Annotated in this window: 6 protein-coding genes; 2 read left to right on the top strand and 4 right to left on the bottom strand. The window is 54.6% G+C overall.

The features are described 5' to 3' along the window. Positions 1 to 560: 560 nt before the first annotated feature. From dksA to B4C79_RS04420, 3 genes are all read right to left on the bottom strand, one after another. A complete protein-coding gene (gene dksA / locus B4C79_RS04430; RefSeq protein WP_105027577.1) occupies positions 561 to 986 on the bottom strand; it encodes an RNA polymerase-binding protein DksA in 426 nt (141 codons plus the stop codon). A 52-nt stretch (positions 987 to 1,038) separates the two neighbouring features. Continuing rightward, entirely contained in the window at positions 1,039 to 2,028 is a 990-nt protein-coding gene (locus B4C79_RS04425) for a CobW family GTP-binding protein (protein WP_291739823.1), read from the bottom strand. A 76-nt stretch (positions 2,029 to 2,104) separates the two neighbouring features. After that, positions 2,105 to 3,127, bottom strand: coding sequence for an MBL fold metallo-hydrolase (locus B4C79_RS04420; protein ID WP_291739821.1), 1,023 nt, complete (start codon positions 3,125 to 3,127; stop codon positions 2,105 to 2,107). 95 nt (positions 3,128 to 3,222) lie between these two features. Between B4C79_RS04420 and B4C79_RS04415 the strand changes: the two genes are divergently transcribed. Continuing rightward, a complete protein-coding gene (locus B4C79_RS04415; RefSeq protein ID WP_291739820.1) occupies positions 3,223 to 4,404 on the top strand; it encodes an isovaleryl-CoA dehydrogenase in 1,182 nt (393 codons plus the stop codon). A gap of 4 nt (positions 4,405 to 4,408) precedes the next feature. On the opposite strand, the gene B4C79_RS04410 is transcribed toward B4C79_RS04415, so the two are convergent. Continuing rightward, the gene (locus tag B4C79_RS04410) at positions 4,409 to 5,629 is read right to left on the bottom strand and encodes an alpha/beta hydrolase family protein (protein WP_291739819.1); all 1,221 of its coding nucleotides are present in this window, start codon (positions 5,627 to 5,629) and stop codon (positions 4,409 to 4,411) included. Positions 5,630 to 5,750: 121 nt separating this feature from the next. On the opposite strand from B4C79_RS04410, the gene aceK reads away from it, so the two are divergent. Further along, positions 5,751 to 7,580: a bifunctional isocitrate dehydrogenase kinase/phosphatase gene (gene aceK / locus B4C79_RS04405; RefSeq protein ID WP_291739817.1), complete on the top strand. Its 1,830-nt coding sequence runs from the start codon at positions 5,751 to 5,753 to the stop codon at positions 7,578 to 7,580. Positions 7,581 to 7,802: the final 222 nt, after the last annotated feature.

Genomic DNA, 7,802 nt, shown 5'->3' with positions numbered 1-7,802 from the left:
CTTGTTCCGCACAGAAAACCGCTTGATCCCTTGTTGAATGGATTCTTGCTCACCTCGCTCGGCAAAAGGGCGGGCCGAGTCTCGGTGTCGGCATGAAGCCGAGCGCTGCGAATCAACTCAAACGGGGCGGTTTTCTTGAAGTGCGCCCCAAGCAATCCCACTGCCGAGTTGGCTTAAACCGGCACCGGCCGAATCTCCACCTCCAAGCGACTCACGGCTGGTTTCATCGCCCATTCGGCGGCGGTGTTTCGATCGCCTCGCCTTCAAGAAAACCTGCCCTTGCGTGCCGAGCAGGGCCGGTGTTGCCCAGCATGGGCAACAGAGAACGAACCCGACCCGAAGTTTAGGAGGGTCGTTCTTAGGCATTGCAAGGCTCAGCAAGGGATCAACAGGTTTTCTGGCGAGAGATCGGAACCCAAGCCGATTGGGCAGTTAACGCACCGCGAGAGATCTGAACCCTAGCCGATCGGGTATATACGTCGGCCATTGAGCGCGTAAAAAAAGCACGCCAACCCAAGGGTCACCGTGCTTTTTTGTACCGCATCAGCAAATCGAGAAAATCAATCTCCGTACATACGCTGCTTCAATTCCCGGCGCTGCTGCGCTTCAAGCGAAAGCGTGGCAGTGGGGCGGGCCAGCAAACGGGCCACACCAATGGGGTCGCCAGTTTCTTCACACCAGCCGTATTCGCCAGCTTCGATTTTTTGAATGGATTGTTGAATTTTCTTCAACAGCTTGCGTTCACGGTCGCGGGTACGAAGCTCAAGCGCATGCTCTTCTTCAATGGTGGCGCGGTCTGCGGGGTCGGGGACCACCACGGTTTCACGTAGGTGCTCCGTTGTTTCACCTGCGTTGGCCAGCAGTTCCTTTTCCATTTCCTGCAAGCGCTGGCGGAAAAAGGCAAGCTGCACCTCGTTCATGTAATCGTCTTCTTTCATCGCGAGCAATTGCTTCTCGGTGATGACGGGCGTTTTCTCAGTGGTCATAGCACAGCCTCTAGTCCTTTGGTTTTTTATTGACTATATACCAGTATATCCGCTATCGGGCTAGACAAAGCTCTAACCCTTGGGTGATAAATTCCTTGGGGAGTTTACGCCCAATAAACACGATTTTGCTTTCTTTTTTCTCGGCACTGTCCCATTTTCTGCCCCAGTCCAGTCCCATCAGCATGTGAACGCCTTGAAACAGGGCGCGGCGGTCGCTTGCCTTGATGTTCAAGATGCCTTTGTAGCGCAGCATGTCGGGGCCATAAACCTGGGTGACCGAGCCCATGAATTCCTCAAACTTCTGCCCATCAAACGGCTTGGTGCTTTTGAAGACAAAGCTTTGAATTTCGTCGTTGTGAACGTGTTTGTCTTCGTCCAGAAAGTCGGGTGCAATGTCGAGAATGGAATTCAGGTTAAAGCCACGTACGTCCAGCAGTTTGTCGATTGGGGCTACGCCGAATTCCGAAATCATCATTTCGGCGCGCGCGTTCATCTTAACCAGCCTGCGTTTCAACGCGGTGACTTCATCTTCCGTGCACAGGTCGGTTTTGGACAGCAAAATACGATCGGCAAAACCGACTTGCTGTTGAATCTCGCGGTGTTCGTCCAGTTGCTGCATGCCATGCTTGGCGTCGACCACGGTAATGACTGCGTCCAGAATGAAGCTTTCGGCCACCAGATCATCTACAAAGAATGTTTGGGCAACCGGGCCAGGGTCGGCCATACCGGTGGTCTCGATCACCACGCGGTCAAACTTGAGTTCGCCCGCCAAACGCTTGGCGGCCATTTCGCCGAGAATACGCACCAGGTCGCCGCGCACTGTGCAGCACAGGCAACCGTTGTTCATCTCGACAATATTCTCCTGTTCGTTTTGCATCAACAGGTCGTTGTCGACACCTTCTTCGCCGAATTCATTTTCAATCACGGCGATTTTCATGCCGTGGTTTTCCTTCAGAATTCGGTTTAGCAAGGTAGTTTTTCCACTGCCCAGAAAACCGGTAAGAATGGTGACTGGGATCATGTTGTGGGCTGCTTTGTTCATGGTGCTGTGTGCTGCAAAAATTGGGTCAACAATTGAAATGGGGTCGCTTGTGCAAATTTAAAGGGCTGGCAGGCATCTAAACAGCCTGAAACGTCCACACGCCCTCAACGGCCAAACGTTTTACCAAACCTTTGTACCACAGGTAGTGCAGGTGGGCGACGGCCTCACCCATGGCAAAGCTCATTTGGTGCCCATCCATCTCCCGCCTGAACAACACGGCGATGGCTTGGCGGGCAGTGAGGGGCTTTTCCTTGATGGCCTCCAGCAGTTCATTGAGCCGGTGGTCGTGGTGGCGCAGCAATTGCGCGCAGCGGTCGTGTACACCTTTGAAAGGCACGCCATGTGAAGGCAATACGGTGAGGCTGTCGGGCAGCTGCGCCATGCGCTGTACCGATTGTAAAAACAACAGCAGCGGGTTGCCTTCGGGCTCAATGCCATACACGCTGACATTGGTTGAAATGGTGGGCAGGAGCATGTCCCCGCTGATCATCAAATCCAGGCTTTTGCACACCAGGCTCATGTGTTCCGGGCTGTGGCCAAAACCGGCGTGGCATTGCCACACATGGCCGCCAATCTCAATCTCATCCCCGTGCTGAATGCGTTGGTAGTTCAGTGGGGGCTCTGGCACAAGGCGTGAAAACATGCCGCCGCGTGCTTCCAGGGTTTCATCGGCTTTTTTCTCGTTCACCAGACCGTGGCTGGCCATGAAGGCGGCCAGCGTGTTGCCGTCAAAGCCCGGCAGGTTGGCGCACAGGCCGCGCGCCATGAAGTACTCGCCCGTGGACATGTGCACATGCACCCCATGGCGGCGGGCCAGTGGGCCGGCCATACCGATGTGGTCGGGGTGAGCGTGGGTACAAATAATTCGCCCCAAAGGCTTGCGCACAAACAGGGTTTGTTCGATTTCTTCCCACATGGCTGCCACGTCTGGCAGGCCTGCGCCGCAATCCACCAGGGTGTACTGGTTTTCTTCTTCGATCAGCCACACATTGATGTGGTCGAGCGCAAAAGGCAGTGGCAAACGCAGCCACAAAACGCCTGGGGCAACCGGGGTGGGCTGGCCCAAAACGGGCGGTTCAAACAAACGTTCAATTCCCATGTGTTTTCTGGTGACTTTTCAGTCATTTGTGTGGGTGAAGGGGCTGATTGTAGGGCATCATTTCGAAAAAGCATAACTTCTGCGGAGACTTTGACATGTTGAATTTGCCAGGACTTCAGTTTGATCTTGGAGAAGACATCGACGCTTTGCGCGATGCAGTACAAACCTTTGCCCAGGCGGAAATTGCCCCGTTGGCGGCAGAAATGGACAAAACCGACCAGTTTCCGATGCATTTGTGGCGAAAAATGGGCGACATGGGCCTGTTGGGGCTGACAGTTGAAGAAGAGCTGGGCGGCAGCGGCATGGGCTATTTGGCCCACATGGTGGCCATGGAAGAGATTTCACGGGCCAGCGCCTCGGTGGCGTTGAGCTACGGCGCGCATTCCAACCTGTGCGTGAACCAGATTCGCCGCAACGGCAATGACTGGCAGCGTAAAACCTTTTTACCGAAGCTCATTTCTGGCGAGCACATTGGTGCCTTGGCCATGAGCGAACCCGGTGCGGGCTCAGACGTGGTCAGCATGCAATTGCGTGCCGACAAGAAAGGCGACAAGTATGTGTTGAACGGCAACAAAATGTGGATTACCAATGGCCCCGACGCGGATGTGTTGGTGGTGTATGCCAAAACAGACCTGGCTGCAGGCCCCCATGGTATTACCGCCTTTTTGATTGAAAAGGGATTCAAGGGTTATTCCATTGCGCAGAAGCTGGACAAGCTGGGCATGCGCGGTAGCCACACCGGCGAGTTGGTGTTCGAGGATTGCGAAGTGCCCGAAACCCATGTGCTGGGCAAGGTGGGCCGCGGTGTGAATGTACTCATGAGTGGTCTGGACTTTGAGCGCGCAGTACTCAGCGGTGGGCCCCTGGGCATCATGGCGGCAGCCATGGATGTGGTGGTGCCTTATGTGCACGACCGCAAACAGTTTGGCCAAAGCATTGGCGAATTTCAGCTGATTCAGGGCAAGCTGGCGGACATGTATTCAGTCATGATGGCCACCCGTGCCTATGTATACCAAGTGGGCAAGGCTTGCGACAAGGCCACACCAGAAACAGTGCGCAAGCTGCGCAAGGACTGCGCCGGTGCCATTTTGTTCTCGGCCGAGAAAGCCACCTGGATGGCGGGCGAGTCGATTCAGATTCTGGGCGGCAACGGCTACATCAACGAGTACCCCTGTGGCCGTTTGTGGCGCGATGCCAAGCTCTATGAAATTGGCGCGGGCACCAGCGAAATTCGCCGCATGTTGATTGGCCGCGAGCTGTTCGCGGAAACTATGTAAACGCTTATTGCGGCAGGGCAGGCCCGGTGGATTTGAACACCCGTTTGTCCTGCCCAATCACCACTTCACTTTCCCACAAATAACTGAGTCTGGGGTGCGCGGTTTGCAGCACTTTCAGCGCCTCAGTGTTGCCCAGCAGGTGGTAATTCATCCAGGCCAGTGAGTACTGGGCAGCAATTTCACGGCCCCAGGTCGAGGTGGGCAGCAGCGGGTAGTTGGTGTGCTGTGCATGGCTGGCGGCATCGGCCACGATAAAGGCGCGGTCACTGGTCAACTGGTCGTACACTGGGCGCACCACGGCCGGGTTCACCGCCACAATCGGTGCAATCGGGCCATCGTGGTCACCGGTTTGTATCATCACAGGGATCGGGTTTTTGTCAAACACCGATTGAATTTCACTGATGGGTGCGGCAGCCACAGCGGCTTTCAATCGCGGCTCCACTGCTTGCAAACCCATGGTGGCAATTGCGCCCATGCTGTGGCCAATGACGCCAATGCGGGCCGGGTCGATAAACTCGCGCACGGGGCTGTTGTTGAGCAGGTAGGTGAGCGCGTCTTGTGCTTCTTCAATGTTGTTGCCGGGGTCGCCTTGCACTTCATCATCTGATCGGCCTTGGCCGGAAAAATCAAACGCAAACACCAGGTACCCCGCATCCGCGAACAACTGATGCCACCAGCGGTACATGGCCGTGTTGGTGTTCAATCCTTCCAGCGCCAAAATCACCGGGAATTGTTGCGAAGTGGCCTGGGTTTGCCCGCGCTTGGGCAGCACGATTTCGCCATGCAAGCGGGTGCCATAGCGGTTTTGAAAATTGACGGGTACCAGCGCCACTGACTGGTTGTTCTCGGGGTGCCCGTACCAGTGGAAGACTTGCTCAATTCGGGAGCCATCATTCAGTTGTGCGGCCATGGCACGAATCTGAAATTCAAGCAGGGCGGGGTCGGTGATGTCGCTCAGCGTGTAGCCCAGGGCGATGGGGTCAACCACACCGGCCAGTTGTTGGCGCGGCAACATGTCGCTGACCATGCCCAGTTGAAACAGCACATCATCGGAAGGCAAGGGGCTTTCAGGGGGATTTTCACCTTGAACTGAAGCAGGCCAGCCAAAGGCCTCTGAGGATTGAATGGCATTGCGGGATGCGGAGCCAGAATTGTTTTCTCCGTTGCAGGCCCAGGCCAGCAAGGGTAAGCACAACAGGTAGAGCAACTTGAAACGACTTGGCATGACAACTTCCTGATTCAATCCGTCCATGATACTAAGTTCGTGCAGGTTTTGGATTTTCTTGGGCAAACGGGAATGGGATCTCGTAGAATCGGTGGTTCATCATATGGAGTGAAGCCAGCTTATGAGCAGCGTGCCCTTGGACCTGAAAACCCTGGAAGAGGATTTTGGTGAACTCAGCGAAACCAGCCACCTGAGTGAGGAGGAAGAGCGCGAGCTGTCCAAAAAAGTGGCCAGTGATATTCTGGCGGGCTTCGACAAACACTACAGGCTGTTTCGCTACTGTGCTCAACAAACCAAGAAGCTTTTCGAGGAAGGCGACTGGCATTTGATTCAACAACTGGCTCGCGACCGTATCGATTTCTACGATGAGCGTGTGAAAGAGGCGGTTGACCTGTTGCGTCGCAACTATGGTTCGCTGTTGATGAGTGAATCGGTGTGGGCCAAGATTAAGACCCGTTTTGTGACCTACCTGGTTGACCACAAGCAGCCTGAGTTGGCGGAGACCTTTTTCAATTCCGCCGTGACCAAGATTTTGCATCGCGATTACTACCACAACCGGTTTTTGTTTGTGCGCCCCGCGGTCAGCACCGATTATGTGGAAAGCGATCCACCCTCCTATCGCAGTTATTACCCGGCGAACCCGAAAAGTGGTGGTCTGCGCAAAACATTGAAGCGATTAATTCGTGATTTTTCGCTGAATGCTGAATTTGTGGATTTGGAGCGTGATCTGCGTTACGTGGTGCATGCTGCGCGGCAGGTGATGCCACGGCCCATCAAGGTCGATCCCGATTGCCAAATCCAGGTGCTTTCAAGCCTGTTTTTCCGCAACAAGGGTGCGTACATTATTGGCAAGTTCATCAACTCGAACATGCCGCAGCCTTTTGCCATTCCAATTCTTCGGGATTCATCGGGCAAGTTGTACATCGACACCGTGCTGTTCAATGTGCAGCAAATTGCCACGCTGTTCAGTTTTACGCGCGCCTATTTCCTGGTGGACATGGAAACGCCCGGCGCCTACGTCCAGTTTCTGCGCACGCTGTTGCCGAACAAGCCCAAGGCCGAGATGTACACCATGCTGGGCTTGCACAAGCAGGGCAAAACCCTGTTTTACCGGGACTTTCTGCACCACTTGAAGCATTCGCACGATGAGTTTATTGTGGCGCCCGGTATCAAGGGCTTGGTGATGGCGGTGTTTACGCTGCCGTCTTACCCCTATGTGTTCAAGCTGATCAAAGACAAAATTGCACCCAGCAAGGAAATTGACCGCGCCGGTGTGATGCGCAAATACCAATTGGTGAAAGAACATGACCGCGTGGGCCGAATGGCCGACACTTGGGAATACAGCCATGTGGGTTTGCCACTGAACCGCTTTTCAGAAGAATTGATCGAGCATCTGAAAGACACCTGCGAAAGCTCGCTGAGCTTTGAAGACGACACCGTGGTGATCAAGCATGTGTACATTGAGCGCCGCATGACGCCCTTGAATATTTACTTGCAGCAGGGCACTGACGCGGAAGTGGAACACGGCATTACGGAGTACGGCAATGCGATCAAACAGCTGGCTGCCGCGAATATTTTTCCGGGCGACATGCTGTTCAAGAACTTTGGCGTGACCCGCTTGGGCCGAGTGGTGTTTTACGATTACGACGAAATTGAGTACATGACCGACTCCAATTTCCGCCGTATTCCGGATGCACCCAACCCCGAGGCGGAAATGTCGTCTGAGCCTTGGTACACGGTGGGCCCGAAAGACGTATTCCCGGAAGAGTTCGGGCATTTCTTGCTGGGAGACCGCAGGGTGCGCAAAGCGTTTTTGGGCAAACACCGGGATTTGCTGGAATATGAATTCTGGCAGGAGCGAAAAGACCGCATTACCCAAGGGCACATCGAGGATATCTTCCCGTATTCCGAGGCAGTGCGGTTTACCAACCGGTTTATCAAAAAGCAATGAGCGATCACTGCGATTGATCGCTGATCTGGGTGAATTGAGAGATGCACTTGAATGGTCACCGCTGCTGTTTGTTGCCCACTCGGCATGGGTTAGTTCTGTCGGACTGGACTGATTTGTTGAGAGCCGAGCTTGCAGGGTCACCGCTGCCCGAAAACTTGGCATTTCGGCTTGTCAGCTTGAGCCTGCACTAAGCCAAGCCCTCCAAAAGTAACGGTCGGGTCT

This window comes from Limnobacter sp. UBA7229 (assembly GCF_002473065.1).
GTDB classification, from domain to species: Bacteria; Pseudomonadota; Gammaproteobacteria; order Burkholderiales; family Burkholderiaceae_B; genus Limnobacter; species Limnobacter profundi.
Note: the sequence above shows the minus strand (reverse complement) of the source record. Positions and strands in the feature narration are given on the sequence as shown.